Raw genomic sequence first — 17,672 nt, forward strand, 5'->3', positions numbered from 1 at the left:
GGTGTGTAGCATCTGTTGATAGTTCAACGGAGGCCCAGAATCGTGACAGAACAAAAATATCAGACAGTCGATTTCGACGGCGGCTCAGCAATAGTGGTCAGATGGATTTGCAGTGTTTTCACCTATCTGTGATATCTAGGTGGATCCTCGAGTCGCTCTAGCCTCAAATTCTTCATTTCGAAATCACGAAAGAATAAGTCTCTTGGGCGCACAAACTGGGGCACGAAAATTGCGATTTCCCCGTGGACAAAACGGGGTCAGTTTATGGTGCTGGGCGACCGCCCCATGAGGCCGAAACAGCCGATCACCGCTCAGATCTTGATCAATGCCGCCGTCGCATACATGAAGGCGATGCCGCCCAGAAACCCGACCAGTACGGCTGGTGACATCAGCGCCGCCTGCCTGTCGGCGTTTTGACGTACAAGGTAGGCGCTGACCTCGACCATGACTTGCAGAATGGCACCGGCTCCGACAGCGAGCGCCAGTGCCGACCATTGCGGCGCATAGGCGAGGCTGCCCGCCCACATTCCGAGGATGGCCGGGCCACCGGCGAGCAGGGTAAGGGCGGCAAACGTCCAAAGCGTTGGCCGGGCACGAAGCATCGGGGCGGCGATGCCGATGCCCTCGGTGACATTGTGCAAGGCAAAGCCTAGGACGAGGAAAGTGCCAAGCCCGGCCGACCCGGCAGCGAATGCGCCGCCGATTGCCAGCCCTTCGCCGAAGTTGTGAAGCCCGATCCCGAGGGCAATGTAGAACGCAAGCGCGATGCCTTCCGGATTGCCGCGCCAGCGCCCGATAGCCATCAATAGAAGAAAGCTTGTAAGCGCCGCCAGCCAGACCATGGCAGAACCTTGGAATATCGCGGCCGCTTCTGCCGATAGCTCCAGTGCCTCGGATATGGTGTCGATCAGCAGGAAGGCCAGCAACCCGACCGTCAGCGCCAGCAGAAAGTTCATCCCCCTTCGCCCGACGCCCTTCATGGCCGGATAGAACATCAGGCCAAGCGCTACCGGCAAAAGGCCGACGATCGCCCCGATCACCGCCTGGAGCCGAAGTTGCCCCCAGGTGGGGCTTGGCGTCGAAACAGCAACCGCGATCTCGTGCCCAAAGGTCGCGCCTGTGTTCGTCAGCAGGTTGACATGGTGGGCCTCGCCAATAACCCACGGATAGGGAATACGCAGCCAGACCGCGTCGCCTCGGGCAATCGGCCCCGCCGGTTCCTGCGTGAAGGTCCAGTAGGCATCGTCGACTGCGACCTGCGCGACCACCATCGGCTCCGATCCGCCGGCGCGCGCCCTGAGCGATATCCCCGACCCATCGAGGATCGTCCGTTCGACGGTCAGCGCCTCGACCGGGGGGGCGCCGTTGTTGAAGCCGCGCAAGGGATCGAGCGAGGCGATCCAGACAAAGGCGCCCAGCATGACGGCCAGCGGCACGAGGACGAGAAGCAGACGGGTCATTGGCGGGCGGCTGCGTTGAATATGATCGGTCATGCTCCGGCCTCCCGCAAGTCGAAAAAGCCCATCCAGCCAAGTTCGGTGAACTCGGCCTGGTGCGCATGGAACATATACATCCCGTCCTCGTGATCGGCGAAGCTGAACTCGAGGATGCCGCGCTGCGCCTGACACTGCATGATCACATCGACCGTGCGCAGGGTCGGCGTGAGCTGGGTGCCGGTGTCGTAATAGTCGAAGAAATTCCCATGCAGGTGGAACGAGTTGATCGGATCGAACTCGGTCGCATTCATGAGGTAGATACGTACCGGGCGCGACTTGTCGATCCGGATCGGCGCGTTCATGTAAGCTTGGCCGACCGTGTTTACGGCATAGACCTCGTTCTCACCATCGAAATTGGTGTCAAAGCCGTTCATCACCATCGCCAGTTCCTGCCATTCGGCGTTTTCCGGGCTGCCCAGCACACGCGACGCCGCAACGGCCGCAAATTCGGGGTGGCGCGCCGGATCCGGATCGACCACGAAAAGGCCGTACATGCCCTTGTGCATGTGCCGTTTCAGTGGCAGGGCATGGCAATGGTAGAGGTGGCAGCCGAAGGGCTTGGCATCGAATTCGTAAACGAACTCCTCGCCCGGATCGATCAGCCCGGCGCCTTGAACGCCGTCCATCCGCGCCGAGTGAATGCCGTGAAAATGCATGGAATGCGGGTGTGACCCGAGGTTGCGAAAGACGATCCTCAGTCGTTCGCCCTCCTTCGCTCGCAGGGCGGGGCCTGGCACGCGGCCGTTGAACGTCCAGGCGGGAAAGAAAACGCCGGGAGCGATCTCGATCTCCACGTCGATGGCGTCCACCTCGAACGTTCGCAACGTGCGCCCATCCGGCAGGACTTCGGTGCGACCGGTCTCCCAGTCGGTCAGCATGGCCGTCGGGTCGAACCCGTTCCGGGCGTGGTCGACCTGGCCGACCATCGTCATGTTGCCATGCGCCATGCCACTGTCATGGGCCGAATACGGATCGACCGCCCCGCCGGGCATAGCATGCCCCGCCATCGGGTCGGGCGTTGCCTGGGATTGCGCGCGGCTCGCGGCCACGGCCGCTCCGCCGGCAGCCACCAGACCGCCGACCAACAACGCGCGTCGCGACGCCGATACTGGCTCCGTGACCATCGCAGGTGGCGCTGTGGGCCGAGATGTCTCCACGGCGGACGACACATCGCGCCCTCGCTTGCTGGTATCGACAGGCATGGACGTTGTCCCCTCAGATGACACGCAGGCCAAAGTCCCGGCGCAAAAAGTTAGCTTCGGCTAATAATCATCGCTTAGGCTTTACGAGTCAATCCCGATCGTGCGAGGGTGACGGCATGACGGATGATGAGAACCTTGATTCAACCGAGGCAGAGGCACGTGCGGTCGAATCACGCGCCGAGGCCTTCATCGGTGTGCGCGAAGCGCGGCGCAGCGAAGTGGCGGAAGATTATGTCGAACTGATCGCCGAACTCATCCACGAGAACGGCGAGGCCCGGCCGGTCGATATCGCGACACGGATGGGCGTGACTGCGCCGACGGTCGCAAAAACACTTGGCCGTCTGGCGCGGGACGGCTTGATCACCCGTGCGAAGTATCGCTCGGTCTTCCTGACCGAGGAAGGCCGGGCGCTCGCCAAGGAATGCAGGCACCGCCACGAGATCGTCTTGCGGTTTCTCCTGAGCCTCGGGCTCGACCCCGAGACGGCTGAACGCGATGCCGAAGGCATCGAGCACCATGTCAGCGAACGGACGCTTGCGCTGTTCGCGGCGTTTTCCCAGCGGTCATAGTCGGGTGGTTGCCGTTGAAGTAAGCGGGTTGACCTTAGACTTTAACTTACCAATCGAGGGGTCCTCGATGCAATGTTCTACAAATAGGCTGATAGGCGGTGTTAACCATTCTCCGGACGGACTTATTCCAAAGCTTCTGTGACGGGGATGCCAAGGGCGGTGTAGCTGTTGACGACTGCTAAGCGGAACTGAAGCTTCGCACCATGGCGGCCAAAGTCCGACGCGATGAGCGGCTGACCAAGCAGTTTCACACATTGCATCTTCGTCTCGGCGCGGCTTCGGCGGGGATATCCGCTCCATTGTCGCCAGAGCGCACAGCCCAGATACTGCGATGCCCGTATGGCCTAATTACGAGCCGCCGCTACAGCTATGATCTCCATCCAAGCTTTGCGTTCTTACGGGGTGAAATAACGGAATGAGAGCCGGAGCCAGAGATGGCATCGTAGTATTTGCGAGTGGCGTAAGTTCCGTGTGCCGTGACGCTCCCGATCTCATGGTCGCGATATCGAAGCCGCTGTGCCTAAATTTCCAGACAATCTGCGATTTCACGAAGTGTCGCTGCGCAACTTCGGACCAGGTATCGTGCGAGCAGTTTTCTCCTCCCAAGCAAACTGGAAACTGCCAGGATCGCATGTTTGCTCACGAAAATTTGCCCTTGAACCTCTAGCCACTAGAAGTCCTATCTATTCAATGAGAACACATACCGTTCTTGCCATCAATCGCCGGCGGGAACCGAAAGGGTACAAAATGCTGACAAGACGACACTTCATTCAGACAACAACGGCGCTTTTTTCGGTGACCGGTCCCGGTATGGCTTTTGCCGACACTTGGCCCACCGAGGCTCAGAAGGCTGAATGGGACGCACAGGTGACGCCTCAGGATTATGTTGCCGAGACTTCCAACCCATGGGGATTGCACCCGCGGTTCCTACCGCAACGTGTGGTCGCGAAGGCCGGTCTCGTGCCGGGAGATATCCATGTCGACGCGGTCGCACGATATCTCTACCACATTGAAGAGGGTGGAACCGCGATGCGCTACGGCGTGGCCATCGCGCGGGGGAACCTCTATGAGCCGGGTGTCTATATCATCAAGCGCAAGGTCAGGTGGCCGCACTGGCAACCGACACAGAGCATGATCAATCGCGACCCCGAACTTTATGCTGACATTGCCGATGGCATGGAACCCGGACCGGAAAACGCGCTTGGTTCAAGGGCGCTGTATCTCTACGTCGGGGATCGCGATACCCTTCTGCGCATCCATGGCACTCCGAGCCCACGGAGTATCGGTGGCCGCGCAAGTTCGGGCTGCGTACGGATGGTTATGGCCCATATCAATGACCTTTACCTGAACGTCGAAACCGGCTCTACGGCCTATCTTTACTCGGCAGAGGACAGCGTCACTGCCCGCAGCTAAGCCAAGCAGCGGTCGGCAAACGTAGCTAAGTTTCGCGAGGGGTGCAGATACGATTGCCGTTCGCCGTGCGCAGCGGCAGCAAGGTCGTTTCGACGGGGCCGCTGTGTTCGTACCAATAGCAGCCGTCTTCCGGCACCAAGCGCGCGGTCGCAACATTCTGATCCGGGGCAGCCATCGCAATCACGGCTTCGGGAACGTTGCCCGGCTGGTCTGCCGCGTCGCCCGGTCCAGTCGGCTGGACTGCGCACCCGGCCGTAAGCGACAGCGCCACTGCGACCATCATTTTTTGCTTCAGCATCAAAACCCGCATCAAGCTTCCTTTCATGTCTGTTTTTCTTTGCAGCGGCTGTTCATGCCTCAAGGCGTGATGGAGCCGGTCACCGCATCCTCTAGCAATAAATCAAACTGAATTACCACCGTATTTTGCTCTTGAAGCTCTAGCTACTGTAGGGGCTATGTCATGGTAAAGCACCCGAATCCAGAGGTCCATTCATGCCGTCCGACACCCATCGTCACGACCACGATCACGCCGAAGATGCCCAGACAAGCGGCGGCAGCTGCTGCGGGAGCGCCGGAACGTGCGGCGACACCGTTCCGGCGACCCCCGCGCCAGCGGGCGGGCGCAGTTTTCAGGTGTCCGGCCTCGATTGCGCCGAGGAGGTAGCAATCCTGAACAAGGTGGTCGGCCCGAAGATCGGCGGGGCCGAACATCTTGCGTTCGACGTGATCAATGGACGGATGACTATTCTCGACAGCGCCAAGAGTGTATCGAACGGCGAAATTGCAGAACTGGTCGCAAGCACCGGCATGACCGCCAAGCCTTGGGATGCCGAAAACGCGTCGGTCGACCAGGCGGCCCATCTTGCACGCCAGCGGCTGTTTACGGCGCTCAGCGGCGGCTTCTGGGCCGCGGGATTTCTGTGGCACATCATCGAGACCGGCATGGGGGGGGCACTCGGCCTCTTCGCAGGGCACGGCGAAGCGCCGATGCCACTGGTCGAGGCAGGGTTATTCGCGGTTGCGATCCTGTTCGGTGTTTGGCTCGTGGCGCCCAAGGCATGGTCGTCCGCACGGCGGCTGTCGCCCGACATGAACCTGCTCATGGTCATCGCAGTCGCGGGTGCAATTAGCCTCGGCGAATTTTTCGAGGCGGCGACGGTTGCGTTCTTCTTCTCGCTCTCGCTTTTCCTCGAAAGCTGGAGCGTCGGGCGTGCGAGGAATGCGGTTTCAGCTCTGCTGGACCTGGCGCCGCCGACGGCAAGAATTCTTTATGATGACGGTTCGGAAGCGGACGTACCGGCTTCCGCGGTTGCTATCAACGCACGTTTCGTCGTGCGCGGCGGAGACCGCATCCCATTGGATGGTGAGGTTGTCGATGGGGCAGGGGCCGTCGATCAGGCGCCAATCACCGGAGAGAGTGCGCTGGTCCCAAAGGAACGGGGCGACGAAGTCTATGCCGGTACGATCAACGGCGAAGGCACACTGACGGTGCGCGCCACGAAGGCCGCCTCGGACACCGTATTGGCCAAGATCATCCGCATGGTCGGTGACGCCCATGCCCGCCGCGCGCCGGTGGAGCAGTGGGTGGCGAAATTCGCCCGCATCTATACGCCTATCGTCATGGCTCTCGCCATTGCAATTGCCCTGCTGCCGCCGCTCATTTTCGGGGGGGCCTGGGATTATTGGTTCTACAATGCACTCGTGCTGCTGGTGATCGCTTGCCCATGCGCTCTGGTCATCTCGACACCGGTCTCCATCGTCGCTGCACTCACCGCCTCAGCGCGGGCCGGGGTGCTGATCAAGGGCGGTGCATATGTTGAGGCACCGGGCAAGACCACTGCACTGGCCATGGACAAGACCGGCACGATCACCATGGGCGAGCCCGAGGTGGCGGCGGTGCATCCGCTGGGCAAAGCATCGGCGCAAGATCTGATGACCCTCGCCGCTGGGCTGGAGGCACGTTCCTCGCATCCCTTGGCGCGCGCCATTCTTGCGCGGGCAGAAGCCGACGGCATCAAGGTATCCGCCGCGGAAGATACCCGAACCGTTCCGGGCAGGGGACTTGAAGGACGCACAGACGGCCGGTCGATCTGGCTGGGGTCGGACCGGTTTGCCGAGGAGAAGGGTTTCGGCGACGCCATTCCGAAGGATTTGCGCGACCGCATCGAAGGGGCTGGCAGCACCCTTGTTGCCGTGGGCGACGACACCGGTGTCACCGGCATCTTGGAATTGCGCGACCGTATCCGCCCGGATGCCAAAGGCATCGTGGCGCAGCTTCACGCGCAGGGTGTGAAGACCATCGTCATGCTGACCGGTGATAACGAGCGGACAGCGCGCGCTGTTGCAGCCGAGGTCGGCATCGACGAGGTCCGTGCCGAGCTTCTGCCCGAAGACAAGGTGACTGCCATCGAAGAACTGGTCGAAACGCATGACATGGTGGCCATGATCGGCGACGGGGTCAACGACGCCCCGGCCATGGCGCGCGCGCATTACGCCATCGCAATGGGTGCCGTTGGTTCGGACGCGGCAATCGAGACGGCGGATATAGCCCTGATGACCGACGATCTCGGCAAGGTGCCTTGGCTGATCGGTCATTCGCGCCGGACAATGTCGATTATCCATCAGAACATCGGTATTTCCTTGGCGACCAAGGGCGTTTTCGTCGTCGCTACTGCGTTCGGAGTGGCATCGATGTGGGGCGCTATTGCAGCCGATGTAGGAGTGTCATTGCTGGTGGTGGCCAACGCCCTGCGCCTGCTGAACAGCCAAGAGGCCAAGGCACCGCCGTCCGGCGGTGAGCAGGTTGGCGAAGGCTTGGCCAAAGGGGCGCTGGCACATGGTCATTGAACTGGGAGAACCCGGAAAGGAGCCGAGACGAGACATGAGCGTGAAGGGCAGGATGATGTGTCCGGTTTGCGAGGTGCCCTTGAGCATGACCGACCGCCAGGGGATCGAGATCGACTTCTGTCCCGATTGCCGGGGTGTCTGGCTAGACCGGGGCGAACTGGACAAGATCATCGAGCGTTCGGCACCCGATGTGGCGCCTCAGCGGGTGCCTGAGCCGCGCGGCTACGACGATGATCGCGGCTACCGGCGCGGAAAGCACGGCGGCGGCGACGGCAAGCACGGCTATCGCCGCAAATCCTGGCTTCACGAGTTGTTCGATTAAGGCTTGCCGTGGCCTCCCTGCCGGTCGCCCTCAAGGCGCTGCGGTAGGCCCGCAAGGCATTCAGCGGTGAGCAGGTTGGTCCAGAGATGGCAAAGGCCGCGCTTGCCCACGGACATTGATCACGCAGCATTTGCAAGGTAACGTAATGTCCATATCAGACCTCACGAAAGAGGCATCGAGCAGTGAAAACCATCCGATTTCCCCGCCGCGCCGTCCTGTTGGGCGGGTTGGCAGCGTTTTTGTCTGGCTGTGCCAGCAAGTTCCGCAGCTATGGCGGACCCGAGGTGACCCGTGTTCGGCTTTACAAGGGGCAGCGTTTGCTTGTTCTGGACGGAGCCGATCGCGTATTGCAAACCTATCCGGTCGGGCTGGGTTTCGCTCCTGAGGGTCACAAGCAATTCGAGGGAGACGGCCGGACCCCTGAGGGCGCTTACGTAGTCGATAAGCGCAACCCCGAAAGTACGTATCATCTTTCGGTTGGCATCTCCTATCCGAATGAGGCCGACATCGCCTTTGCTGAAGCGCAGGGCCTTTCCCCCGGCGGCGACATCTTCATCCATGGTGGTCCACGCCCAGGCATCGACCCAACGGACGTCCGCGACTGGACAGCTGGCTGCATCGCGGTCACAGATCGGCAGATCGAGGACATCTATGCAATGGTGAAAGACGGAACACCGATCGACATCTACGCCTGATGGGAGGAGATGATCTTCCGTCAGATCAGGCAAATCGTCGGCACAGGGCCACGTTGATCGCTTCGATGGCGATCACGGCCAAAGTGACGCTCGCCGCCGTGGGCCAGCGCAAGCACCCGGTACGCGTAAGGACACTACAATATGTGTCCAGCCGTGGCAGTGGCGAAACAGGCGGGCCCTAGCGGGGAAGAATACGTCTGGTATCATGTCGAATTCAATCTATCCGAGGGCATAGACGATGGTCACGACGGTAATCATGACAACCATGAACATGGCGAATGCGCCAAGGGCGAGGGTACGGCCCATGTCCCGGTTCGGCTTCTCTACTTTCAGACGCAGTTCCTCCGCGGTTTCCGGAAACTCGAGCGCCGCCGCATTCGATTGGCGCATCAGGTCGTAGCGGGACGTCCAGCGCCGTTCCTCCGCTGCGTTCCAGCCGTTCAGCACCAGGATGATTGCCACGATGAGAACCATCGACGACGGGACCCAGATTACGTAGCCGCCGATTGTCTCGTCAGCCAGGGCGCGAAGTCGACCACCGCTCGCTGCGATGATTTCTGATCCATAGAGGGGCACCTCCTTGAGCGTTGTCAGGGAGCCCAGAAAGATGTTGGAAACGATCACCACGAACCCTGACATCAGTCGAGCACCGCGCCGCGCTCCTTCAGGCGGATCACGCGGATCGAACAGCATAGCAAAGTACCAAAGCCCCGCCAGCACCATAGACAGATGTGCCAGCGCTTCCATCGCCGCAATACGTTGTGTAAGGGCGTAGATCATCGGGATCTGCCAGACGAAAAGCGCGCCAATCAACAGGGAGGTGGCAGATGCAGGAAGCGCCAAGAATCGCGGGATGCGCGCACGCCCAATCGCGGCAAGGCGTCGGCGCCATTCCCTTTTCAATCCGGCTTGAAGGCCAAGCCAGGGCTGAGAAACCGCGATAAGAAGCGGTCCTACCAGTCGCAGAAGAAGATGCTCGACCTGATGTACAGAAAACAGACTGTGCCCCAATGGCGGGAGCGGCCCATTCGTCGCGACGAGGACGACTGCGAGGCCGACAAAGAAGACGGTTCGACGCCAGCCAGAAACCCTTCCGAGACAGCGAACGTGTATTTTGAGCCCACGCAAAAACAGCCATGCTGTAAGGCCGACAACAATGAGCGACACCGGTGACAGCGCATCGCCGAAAGGGTCGTAAAGAAAGAAGAGGTTCGTGATCATTCGCTCTGGCCCTCGCTCATCCGAGGACTGTCCGAGGTAGCCGGTGTGAGTCGCGAGATCCCGGAAGCGCCGCCACGGGCCAGTGACAGATCGGTCGACATGGCCAGGTATTCGCCTCGTATCCAGGAGGGAAAGAGATTGTCGTAGAATCGAGATAGCGGATGTCCCGACTGTCCGGTGGGCGAGATGTAGTATGATCCCGCTGCTTCCGATATCGACATGACCGCCTGAAAATTGCTTCCGGCACTCACAAGGAATGGACGGTCTTCTTCGACACCAAATGATGTCAAGAATAGCGTATACGGATCGCCTGAAATCGGCGCTTGAAGGGACAGCAGGTCGGTCAGCAACCCACGTGAACTGATTGGCGACCACTGCATGTCCAATCTATGCTCCTCCCCCCAGGTCCACGTCGAGGGATCGCGCCCATATCGATCGACCAGCCAGCCAAGGGCATCATCCAGGGCCACGCGAACCTGCTCCTCACATGTCTCGCGAGGTGAGGATAGGCGGATGTCGCACCAGATCGCGCTACCGCGACGATCGCTGAGTACCGCATAAAGAAAGTTTGGGTTCGGACGGGTCCAGAGTTGCTCCGCTGTCGGAAACTCGTCCTTCAAAATGCGCTGCTGCAAAGCCCGGACCCAGGTCCAGAACAGCAGAGGTTCCGGTGAATAGCGATCCATTTCGCCATTCCACGAGGCAAGCCTGTCCAGAAGCTCACGACGAAGGCTGTCCGCATCGGTGCCTTCGATGCTGTCTCTGGACTGCACGAACCAAAGCTCTTTCGCCATCAGGGGCAGGAGGGTTCGCGCCACGGAACTTACGGTGTCCCTTTGAACACCGATGGCGCCTTCCGTCGAGAAGATCGATTGCCGCGCTTCAAGCTCCGCCAGTCGAATGTCGCGAAAAGACGACGCCCGTACGGCCTCCGCTCTTGGCCATCGGGCAACGGTCTCTCGGTCAATGGCCAATGCCTCCATGCCCTTCGGCAACATGTCTGCGGCAACTCCGATGGCATCGATCGCGTCGGCCGAACGCGCGAACAGCTCCAGCATCGTCAGGAAACCTGCCGCCCGCACGGGTGACGGCCCCCTTGGTGCCTCCTCGTCTGGCACGGGAAATGACCGGAAGGCCCAGGCGACGCGCGCATTGCGACCGACAATAACGAAAGGTACGCCCGGTATTGTGGCCCCTATGGCCGGCCCTGTCGAAAATTGAAGATCTGCGAGATACCATTCCGAGGGAAGCGACAGGGAACCGCTGATATCGGCGGCTAGAATTGGCGTTCCGGTCGCTGTTCGGTCGCCGTCGATCGCCCATGCATCAAGGCGCTGCTCCGGATCAGTCGCAAACAGTTCGGGCACTCTCAGGCGATCCGCCGGTATAATGGCACCTGATATACTCGGCATTCCTTCCCGTGCGCTTCCCGGTCGCAGGCCATTCAGGAAAGACCGGGCAATCCTCAGGCTATCGCCGGGTGTCCAGGCCGCGATCGACCGTTCGTCTGCGATCAGCAGCTCCGGAGAGCCTCGGCCACGCCCGCCTTCCGACACTAGCTCCAGCCACGCATTAACGCCGGCGGCATAGGATGCGAGCGCGTCTGAGACCGCTGGCTCAAGGTCCAAGATCTCATCCGATGGCCACGAAGCTTCCGCTTTTCGCCTTGCCCTTAACAGTTGACCGAGCCTGTCTTGGGCGTGAACGAAGCCGGTCGCGAAGTAAACATCCGCAGCGGAAGCTGCGGAGATGTGCGGGACTGCCGAAGAATCTCGCAGAATGTCGACCGGTCCGCCTAAGCCTGCGACCGTGAAGTCCTCGTCGTAATCGGGAACGGATGCGCTCAGCAGAAAATAGACCAACCCGGAACCAACCGATACCGTGATGCAGATTGCCAGAAACCCGTACAGCAATATGTTGAAAAGCCGTCTCATGTCGGTGCTGTTTCGAAACCCTTCTTAAAAAAAGATGCGCAAGAGGACCACCGATATGAAATAGGTGAGAAGACCGAAGGCGATCGCCGAACTCGCCGCATACTGGAGGATATCCAGCCGGTTTCCTTTTCGGCGTCGCGCCAGATATCCACCCCAGATCGCACCCGCGACAATGCCCGCGATTACCAGCATGACTTTTTCTCCGTTCTTGTTCTCTTGTTGCACCGGTGTGTGCCGACCAGACCTGCAGCCAGTCCCACGGCCCAAGTAGTGAAGATGAGAGCCAGCAGCGCCCAGTCGCCGAAGCGCGCATAGAGCGTTGACGGATGAGCAGAGGGCAGAGCCGCATCTATGACACCGGTTTCTCCGTTGCCGAGCCGCGCGACGAGGTCACCGTTTGCGTCGATGATCGCGGAGATCCCTGTGTTTGCGGCCCGGACGATGGGAAGCCCTTCCTCGACAGCGCGCATGCGTGCGGAGGCGAGATGCTGCTCCGGTCCAATGCTGGTTCCGAACCAAGCATCGTTGGTCGCATTGAAAATCCAGTCCGGCCGGAACAGGTCGTCGACCACATGCCCTGGGAAGATGATCTCATAGCAGATCGCCACGGCGACCAGCGGCACACCCGGAAGCGCAAGCGTTCGCGGGCCCGGTCCGGGCGTAAAATCGCCCAGACCCGCCGTGAGCCGCTCGATGGGCAACCAGCCGCGGAATGGCACATATTCGCCGAAGGGTACGAGATGGTGTTTCGCGTATCCGGTCAGGATTTTGCCGGTATCGCCAAAAGCCTGGACCGTGTTGAAATATCGGGTGCCATCCTCGCTCGGTACACGGTCCGGCACTCCGGTGAGCAGCACGCTGCCTTCCGGTAGCGCAGTGGCAATCCGGGCCCGCGCCCTCTTATCCTCATCGAGGAAACCCGGAAAGGCGGTTTCCGGCCAGAGAAGAACGTCGAAATTGCCGGGGCGGGAAGAAAGTTCGAGATAGCGCGCGAAGGTCGCCTCGCGGTTCTCGGGCGCCCATTTCTCTTCTTGTGGAATGTTGCCCTGGACGATGCGCAGGTCGACACCGGGTGGCTGTTGTGCATCCGACTGGAGGCGAAGCGTGCCGACAGCCCACATCGTCGCGATGCCCGCCAGTGCCATGAGCGAAACGGTCAATCGTTGCCGCCCGGACGTCATGACAGCCGCGCCGGGAAGTGCCGCGACGAACACGCTGAGAAAGCTTAACCCATAGCTTCCGACCCAGGCGGCGGTCTGGCGAAGGGCGGCGTAGTCTACAAGTGCGTAACCGGCCAAGTTCCACGGAAACCCTGTCAGAACGTGACCACGCAACCACTCTGCCACGGTCCAGGAGGTCGCGAACGCGAGGCAGGCCAAGAGACTGCCCATGGCTCCGCGCCGCGCGATTTCGGCGAAGAGCGCTGCGGCAATGGCCGGGAAAATCGCGAGACCTGCGGACAATCCCCCGACGGCCGGGATTGCCATCGCCCCAAACCGCTCGGCCTCGACGTAGAAACTCTCTGCAATCCACGAAATCCCGAAACCGAACTGGCCGAGACCAAATGCCCAGCCGACGAGGAAAGCACGCCCGAAGGAGAGATCGCGAAGACCGACAAACAACGCGGAATAGGCAACGGGAACAAGAAGGAGAAGCGAGAAAGGCGGGAAAGTCAGAACCGTCAGCGCACCGGCGGCGAAACCAAGCGTCATCCGCGAAAGCAGAGGTTTGCGCAGAGCGATGCGGTTCAGAATTTCCATCTTCACGACTTGATCGGACGCCGCGCGCTGATCCATGGCGCGGCGAGCAAGAGCCCCACGCCACTGACGACAAATACATCGGCCATGTTGAAGGCAGGCCAATGTGTTGTGCCAATGTAGAAATCGAGAAAGTCTGTCACAGCCCGATACCGCACACGGTCGATGACATTGCCCAGGGCTCCGCCAATGATCGCGCCATAGGCAAGTGTTTCGACCGCATTTTCGGCGCGAATCAGCATAACCCCCAGCCAAACACAGATGGCAAGAGCGAGAGCGATGAGGCTCCACAACGGCGCGCCGCCCAGCATCCCGAAAGTCACGCCATCATTACGATAAAAGACGAGGTTGAATCCCGGAAACACGGAAATCCCGGCGCTTAAAGTGACGGCATTCGCAACGACAATGGCTTTGGTGATCTGATCGATCGCGAACGCAGCAAGCGCTGCAAAGACGCCGATCATCGGAGATACTTTGTATGATGACATTGCCTCATCCCAACCAGACATCAAGGAACAGCATCAGAACGAGCCCGACTGCGAGTCCGAGCGTTGCCCTGTTCTGATGGCCGCTGCGATGCGTTTCGGGGATAATCTCGTGGCTGATGACGTAGAGCATTGCGCCCGCGGCAAAGGCCAGTCCCCATGGAAGCAGCGGTTCCGACAGTGTGATGATGCCGGCCCCGAGCAGACCGCCAATCGGCTCGACCATGCCCGTTAGCGCCGCAATGCCCCAGGCGCGCAGCTTCGGATATCCCTCGCCCAGCAGAGATACAGCGACGGCCAATCCTTCGGGCGCATTCTGAAGCCCGATGCCGACAGCAAGCGGCAGACCGCCCTCCATACCTCCGGATCCGAAGCCGACCCCGACCGCGAGGCCTTCGGGGAAGTTGTGGATCGTGATCGCGATGATGAACAGCCAGACCCGCCGCAAAGACGCCGCTTCGGGCCCTTCGCGTCCCGTCTTGAAATGCTCGTGCGGCAGCTTTTCGTTCATCAGGGCGACAGCGCCCATGCCCAGAAGGATCGAGACGCATACGATGGCCGCAGGCATCGCGCCGTTTTCGAACATCGGCTCTGCCGCATCCAGTGCCGGGATAATCAGCGAAAAGAAGGAAGCGGCCAGCATGACACCGGCAGCGAAGCCGAGCGACAGATCGCGCGTGGCCCGGGACGGGATGCGCCCAAACAGCACGGGAGCTGCTCCGACTGCCGTGAGCGAACCGGCGGCGAGACTTCCGAGAAAGCCGAGCATTATCGGAGACAGATTTTCCATGGGCGGGCCAGATTATCCTTCGGCGTAGCTCGAAAAGACTTCCGTCGACCCGTCCTTGCGGATGAGGAAGACATCATAGGCCTCGCGGTCGTCTTCTGGCCCCATGCCGGGCGAGCCATAGGGCATCCCCGGAACGGCGAGGCCGACGGCGTCCGGGCGCTCCTCGAGAATGCGGCGGATGTCAGCGGCCGGGACATGGCCTTCGATCACGTAGCCATCAATGAGCGCGGTGTGGCAGGAGACCATGCGCTGCGGCACGCCGTTGTCGAGCTTGAAGCGAACCAGCGACCCACCGAACATGTTCTCGCCCGTCGGCGCAAACCCGTTTTCTTCGAGATGGTTCATCCAAGACAGGCAACAGCCGCAACCGTTCGTCTTGCGGACGTCGATCGCCGTTGCCTCTGCGAGGGCCTTTGCCGCTGGTAACAGGGCGAGGGTGATTGCCAGAGCTTGGGTCATGCGTTTCATGGGTCAGAGCCTTTCGGTTGTCGTTTCGGCAATCTCGCTGCCGAGGTTTTGATTCAGAAGCGCGCGCGCCTCGGCCAGACGCGAGAGCGCGGCGGTATCATCCGCTTCGCTCTCAGCTGCTTCGGCGAGCCGGTCGTCAGCGAGGGGGTCAGTCGGGCGCCCATCCACGAGGACTTCGTAGTGTAGGTTCGGACCTGTCGCCGTGCCAGTCGCGCCGACGCGGCCGATCACATCTCCCGCCGCAACGCGTTGGCCTTGTGCCAGGCCATCCGGCACGGCGCTCAGATGCGCATAGCGCGTCATGGTGTCGGAGCCGTGGGCGATTTCGACCACTCGACCATAGCCGCCTCGCCAGCCGATGAAACTGACCCGCCCCGGTGCCGTCGATTGAACCGGTGTCCCACGTGCCGCTGCGAAATCGACGCCGGTGTGCATCCGGACGTTGCCAAAGACCGGATGCGTGCGGCGTCCGAACACCGAGCTGAGGCGCGCACCCTCGACCGGCTGTGCGAAGACGCGCAGCACCTCGCCATCGACGTAGATCGTCGCCTGACCGCTGCCGTCGTCCGGCCATACGATCTCGTAAAGCGAACCGCCGATCTCCAATGCGGCAAAGGCAAGATCGGGTTGTCCGATCCTGTCCTCGCCCACACGCGCCTCGCGCCAAAGAAGCCTTAGTGTCTCGCCACCGGCCAACTCGCGGCGGAAATCCACGGTCCCACCCAGCATCTGCGCAAGGTCCACGGAAAAACGGGCGGGTATGCCGGCTTCGTCGAGTGCCGCGAAGATAGAGCTGTCGATCACGGCTTCGCCGGCAAGGGTTACGATCTCCGGATCCGGAGCCACTACCTGCGTAGACAACTGCTCGCCGAAAACCACCTCGATCCGAACCCCGTCCTCGACGGCGAGTGAGACGGTGCGGGGGCTGCCGTCCACGGTCGAAGCGACAGTGACCGAGTGCCCCGGCCGCAGCCGTCGCAGATCGTATTCCGCGCCAAGCGCGAGGGCAACTTCGGCTCTGTCAGGTGCCGCAAGTCCAGCTTCGGACAGCAAGAAATCGAGCGTCTCGCCAGGTGCAATGTCGCGCGACCACGTCGACAGCGGTGGCTCGATCGCCCTTACCGGCCTGTCGGCAAACGCGACCTGCAGAAGGGGCAGGGGGCCGAGGTCGGGTGCATCCTCTGCCCATGCCGTCGCGGGCAGCGTCACCAGGATGTCAACGTTTCTAGGGGCTTCAGGACCTTGGGGCATCCAGCTACCTGCCTGGGCAAGTTCCGGCGGCACGGGTTCTTTCGACATGAAATCAGAGATGGCGATAGCCGCTCCCGAAACCGTCCCCGCAATTGCGACACCCGCCGCCAAAGTTCTGAGCCTCATGTCGCCCCCTCCATTTCTTCTGCCAGCGCGCGGCGAATTTTCGGCACCGCGTATTCTCTGGCTTCGTGATAGTCGATCATGGTGACGAACCGCCCAGAGGCTGCGAACAGGAAGACGCTCGCGGTGTGGTTCATCGTGTAATCGCCGCTCTCCGTCGGTACTTGCTCGTAGGTGGCGCGGAAGCCGTCCGCGACGCGCGCTATCTGCTCCTCCGGCCCCGTCCAGCCGCGGATCGCCGGATGAAAGTAGCTGACATATTCGGCCATCGCCGCGACGGTATCGCGCTCAGGATCGACCGTGATGAAAACCACGTTCATCTTGTCGGCCTCGTCTCCCAGATCGTCGAGCCATCCCGAAATGTCCGAGAGCGTGGTCGGGCAGACATCGGGACAGTAGGTGAAGCCGAAGAACGCCATCGTCGGTCGCCCGATCAGGGTTTCCCGCCCGACCGCGTTGCCCTCATGATCCGTCAGACGAAAATCCATCTCGGTCAGGGCCACAGGCCGCTGCCCGACAGGTTCGGGTCCACCGGGTCCATCGACCTGCCACCAACCGACGAAGAGCATCAGGGCGACCGCCCCGACACCAGCCGCCCCGTACCCCAGGATCGCCCGTCGCCGCATCAGTCCTCAGGCCCCCGCGCGGCGATTCCGAGGATCGGCACCTCGACCGTCACTTCGCCTCCGTCGTCGAAAAGCAGGGTCAGCGGAAAGGTGTCCCCTTCCGTCATCAGTTCTTGCAGCCGCATCAGCATTGCGTGCAGGCCCCCCGGTTCGAGCGCGACGCTCTCGCCCGGGGCGATCGCGATCTCCCCCGCCGGGCTCATGGAACTCACACCTTCGGCATTTGTCTTCGTCTCGTGAATTTCGGGCATCATCGCGAGCGGTGTTGTAAGACCGATCAGCGTCACCGGCTCGTCGCCAGTGTTGCGGATCGTCATGTAGGCGGCCCCGGGACGGTTCATCCCGATGGAGGCGCGGGACCACGCGTTCACGACGACAACATCCTCGGGTCCGGCCAGCGCGGGCACCGAGAGCCCTCCAAGGGCAAAAAGCGCCGCCAGTGTGCTGGTCAAAATATACTTTCTCATCGTTCT

At 61.2% G+C, this 17,672-nt stretch carries 18 protein-coding genes and 1 pseudogene; 5 read left to right on the plus strand and 14 right to left on the minus strand.

Annotation, left to right across the window (positions count from 1 at the left end; translation table 11 throughout):
- Nucleotides 1-311: 311 nt before the first annotated feature.
- Entirely contained in the window at nucleotides 312-1,493 is a 1,182-nt protein-coding gene (locus WA237_RS16525; protein WP_009815502.1) for a metal transporter, read from the minus strand.
- Entirely contained in the window at nucleotides 1,490-2,698 is a 1,209-nt protein-coding gene (locus WA237_RS16530; RefSeq protein WP_336098954.1) for a multicopper oxidase domain-containing protein, read from the minus strand. Before WA237_RS16530 ends, WA237_RS16525 begins: the two co-directional genes overlap by 4 nt.
- 116 nt (nucleotides 2,699-2,814) lie before the next feature.
- On the opposite strand from WA237_RS16530, the gene mntR reads away from it, so the two are divergent.
- Nucleotides 2,815-3,267, plus strand: coding sequence for a manganese-binding transcriptional regulator MntR (mntR, locus tag WA237_RS16535; protein ID WP_009815500.1), 453 nt, complete (start codon nucleotides 2,815-2,817; stop codon nucleotides 3,265-3,267).
- 122 nt (nucleotides 3,268-3,389) lie between these two features.
- On the opposite strand, the pseudogene WA237_RS16540 reads toward mntR, so the two are convergent.
- A pseudogene (locus tag WA237_RS16540) lies at nucleotides 3,390-3,766 on the minus strand (transposase); the annotation flags it as partial.
- Nucleotides 3,767-4,014: 248 nt separating this feature from the next.
- Here WA237_RS16540 and WA237_RS16545 point away from each other — a divergent pair.
- Nucleotides 4,015-4,680: a L,D-transpeptidase gene (locus WA237_RS16545; protein ID WP_040618651.1), complete on the plus strand. Its 666-nt coding sequence runs from the start codon at nucleotides 4,015-4,017 to the stop codon at nucleotides 4,678-4,680.
- A gap of 25 nt (nucleotides 4,681-4,705) precedes the next feature.
- Here the strand turns inward: WA237_RS16545 and WA237_RS16550 are convergent, their stop codons facing one another.
- Nucleotides 4,706-4,990, minus strand: a complete 285-nt coding sequence (locus WA237_RS16550; protein WP_040618662.1) for a hypothetical protein — start codon at nucleotides 4,988-4,990, stop codon at nucleotides 4,706-4,708.
- A gap of 182 nt (nucleotides 4,991-5,172) precedes the next feature.
- Here WA237_RS16550 and WA237_RS16555 point away from each other — a divergent pair, with 182 nt between their 5' ends.
- The 3 genes from WA237_RS16555 to WA237_RS16565 all read left to right on the plus strand — a co-directional run bounded on the left by WA237_RS16555 (nucleotide 5,173) and on the right by WA237_RS16565 (nucleotide 8,544).
- Nucleotides 5,173-7,527 carry a heavy metal translocating P-type ATPase gene (locus WA237_RS16555; RefSeq protein ID WP_040618650.1) on the plus strand — a complete coding sequence of 785 codons (2,355 nt, stop codon included), beginning with the start codon at nucleotides 5,173-5,175 and terminating at the stop codon, nucleotides 7,525-7,527.
- 34 nt (nucleotides 7,528-7,561) lie between these two features.
- A complete protein-coding gene (locus tag WA237_RS16560; RefSeq protein WP_009503851.1) occupies nucleotides 7,562-7,849 on the plus strand; it encodes a TFIIB-type zinc ribbon-containing protein in 288 nt (95 codons plus the stop codon).
- Nucleotides 7,850-8,031: 182 nt separating this feature from the next.
- Nucleotides 8,032-8,544, plus strand: a complete 513-nt coding sequence (locus tag WA237_RS16565; RefSeq protein ID WP_040618649.1) for a L,D-transpeptidase family protein — start codon at nucleotides 8,032-8,034, stop codon at nucleotides 8,542-8,544.
- A 219-nt stretch (nucleotides 8,545-8,763) separates the two neighbouring features.
- On the opposite strand, the gene WA237_RS16570 is transcribed toward WA237_RS16565, so the two are convergent.
- The 10 genes from WA237_RS16570 to WA237_RS16615 are packed head-to-tail and all read right to left on the minus strand — an operon-like array spanning nucleotide 8,764 to nucleotide 17,666.
- Nucleotides 8,764-9,765 (minus strand): cytochrome c oxidase assembly protein, encoded by a 1,002-nt coding sequence (locus WA237_RS16570; protein WP_009815494.1) that lies wholly within the window; start codon nucleotides 9,763-9,765, stop codon nucleotides 8,764-8,766.
- A complete protein-coding gene (locus tag WA237_RS16575; RefSeq protein WP_009815493.1) occupies nucleotides 9,762-11,699 on the minus strand; it encodes a penicillin acylase family protein in 1,938 nt (645 codons plus the stop codon). The genes WA237_RS16570 and WA237_RS16575 overlap by 4 nt, the downstream gene beginning before the upstream one ends.
- A gap of 24 nt (nucleotides 11,700-11,723) precedes the next feature.
- Entirely contained in the window at nucleotides 11,724-11,891 is a 168-nt protein-coding gene (locus tag WA237_RS16580) for a hypothetical protein (protein ID WP_009815492.1), read from the minus strand.
- Nucleotides 11,882-13,495 (minus strand): apolipoprotein N-acyltransferase, encoded by a 1,614-nt coding sequence (gene lnt, locus WA237_RS16585; RefSeq protein WP_336098960.1) that lies wholly within the window; start codon nucleotides 13,493-13,495, stop codon nucleotides 11,882-11,884. The genes WA237_RS16580 and lnt overlap by 10 nt, the downstream gene beginning before the upstream one ends.
- Nucleotides 13,462-13,920 (minus strand): signal peptidase II, encoded by a 459-nt coding sequence (gene lspA / locus WA237_RS16590; protein WP_009815490.1) that lies wholly within the window; start codon nucleotides 13,918-13,920, stop codon nucleotides 13,462-13,464. The genes lnt and lspA overlap by 34 nt, the downstream gene beginning before the upstream one ends.
- A gap of 28 nt (nucleotides 13,921-13,948) precedes the next feature.
- Nucleotides 13,949-14,731 (minus strand): ZIP family metal transporter, encoded by a 783-nt coding sequence (locus WA237_RS16595; RefSeq protein ID WP_088716098.1) that lies wholly within the window; start codon nucleotides 14,729-14,731, stop codon nucleotides 13,949-13,951.
- Nucleotides 14,732-14,743: 12 nt separating this feature from the next.
- A complete protein-coding gene (locus tag WA237_RS16600; protein WP_040618648.1) occupies nucleotides 14,744-15,199 on the minus strand; it encodes a DUF411 domain-containing protein in 456 nt (151 codons plus the stop codon).
- A gap of 3 nt (nucleotides 15,200-15,202) precedes the next feature.
- The gene (locus tag WA237_RS16605; protein WP_009815487.1) at nucleotides 15,203-16,576 is read right to left on the minus strand and encodes a M23 family metallopeptidase; all 1,374 of its coding nucleotides are present in this window, start codon (nucleotides 16,574-16,576) and stop codon (nucleotides 15,203-15,205) included.
- A complete protein-coding gene (locus WA237_RS16610; protein ID WP_009815486.1) occupies nucleotides 16,573-17,199 on the minus strand; it encodes an SCO family protein in 627 nt (208 codons plus the stop codon). The genes WA237_RS16605 and WA237_RS16610 overlap by 4 nt, the downstream gene beginning before the upstream one ends.
- Nucleotides 17,199-17,666, minus strand: a complete 468-nt coding sequence (locus WA237_RS16615) for a copper chaperone PCu(A)C (RefSeq protein ID WP_040618647.1) — start codon at nucleotides 17,664-17,666, stop codon at nucleotides 17,199-17,201. The genes WA237_RS16610 and WA237_RS16615 overlap by 1 nt, the downstream gene beginning before the upstream one ends.
- Between the last annotated feature and the right edge of the window lie 6 nt (nucleotides 17,667-17,672).

The organism is Roseovarius sp. CH_XMU1461 (genome assembly GCF_037027165.1).
Classification (GTDB): domain Bacteria; phylum Pseudomonadota; class Alphaproteobacteria; order Rhodobacterales; family Rhodobacteraceae; genus Roseovarius; species Roseovarius nubinhibens.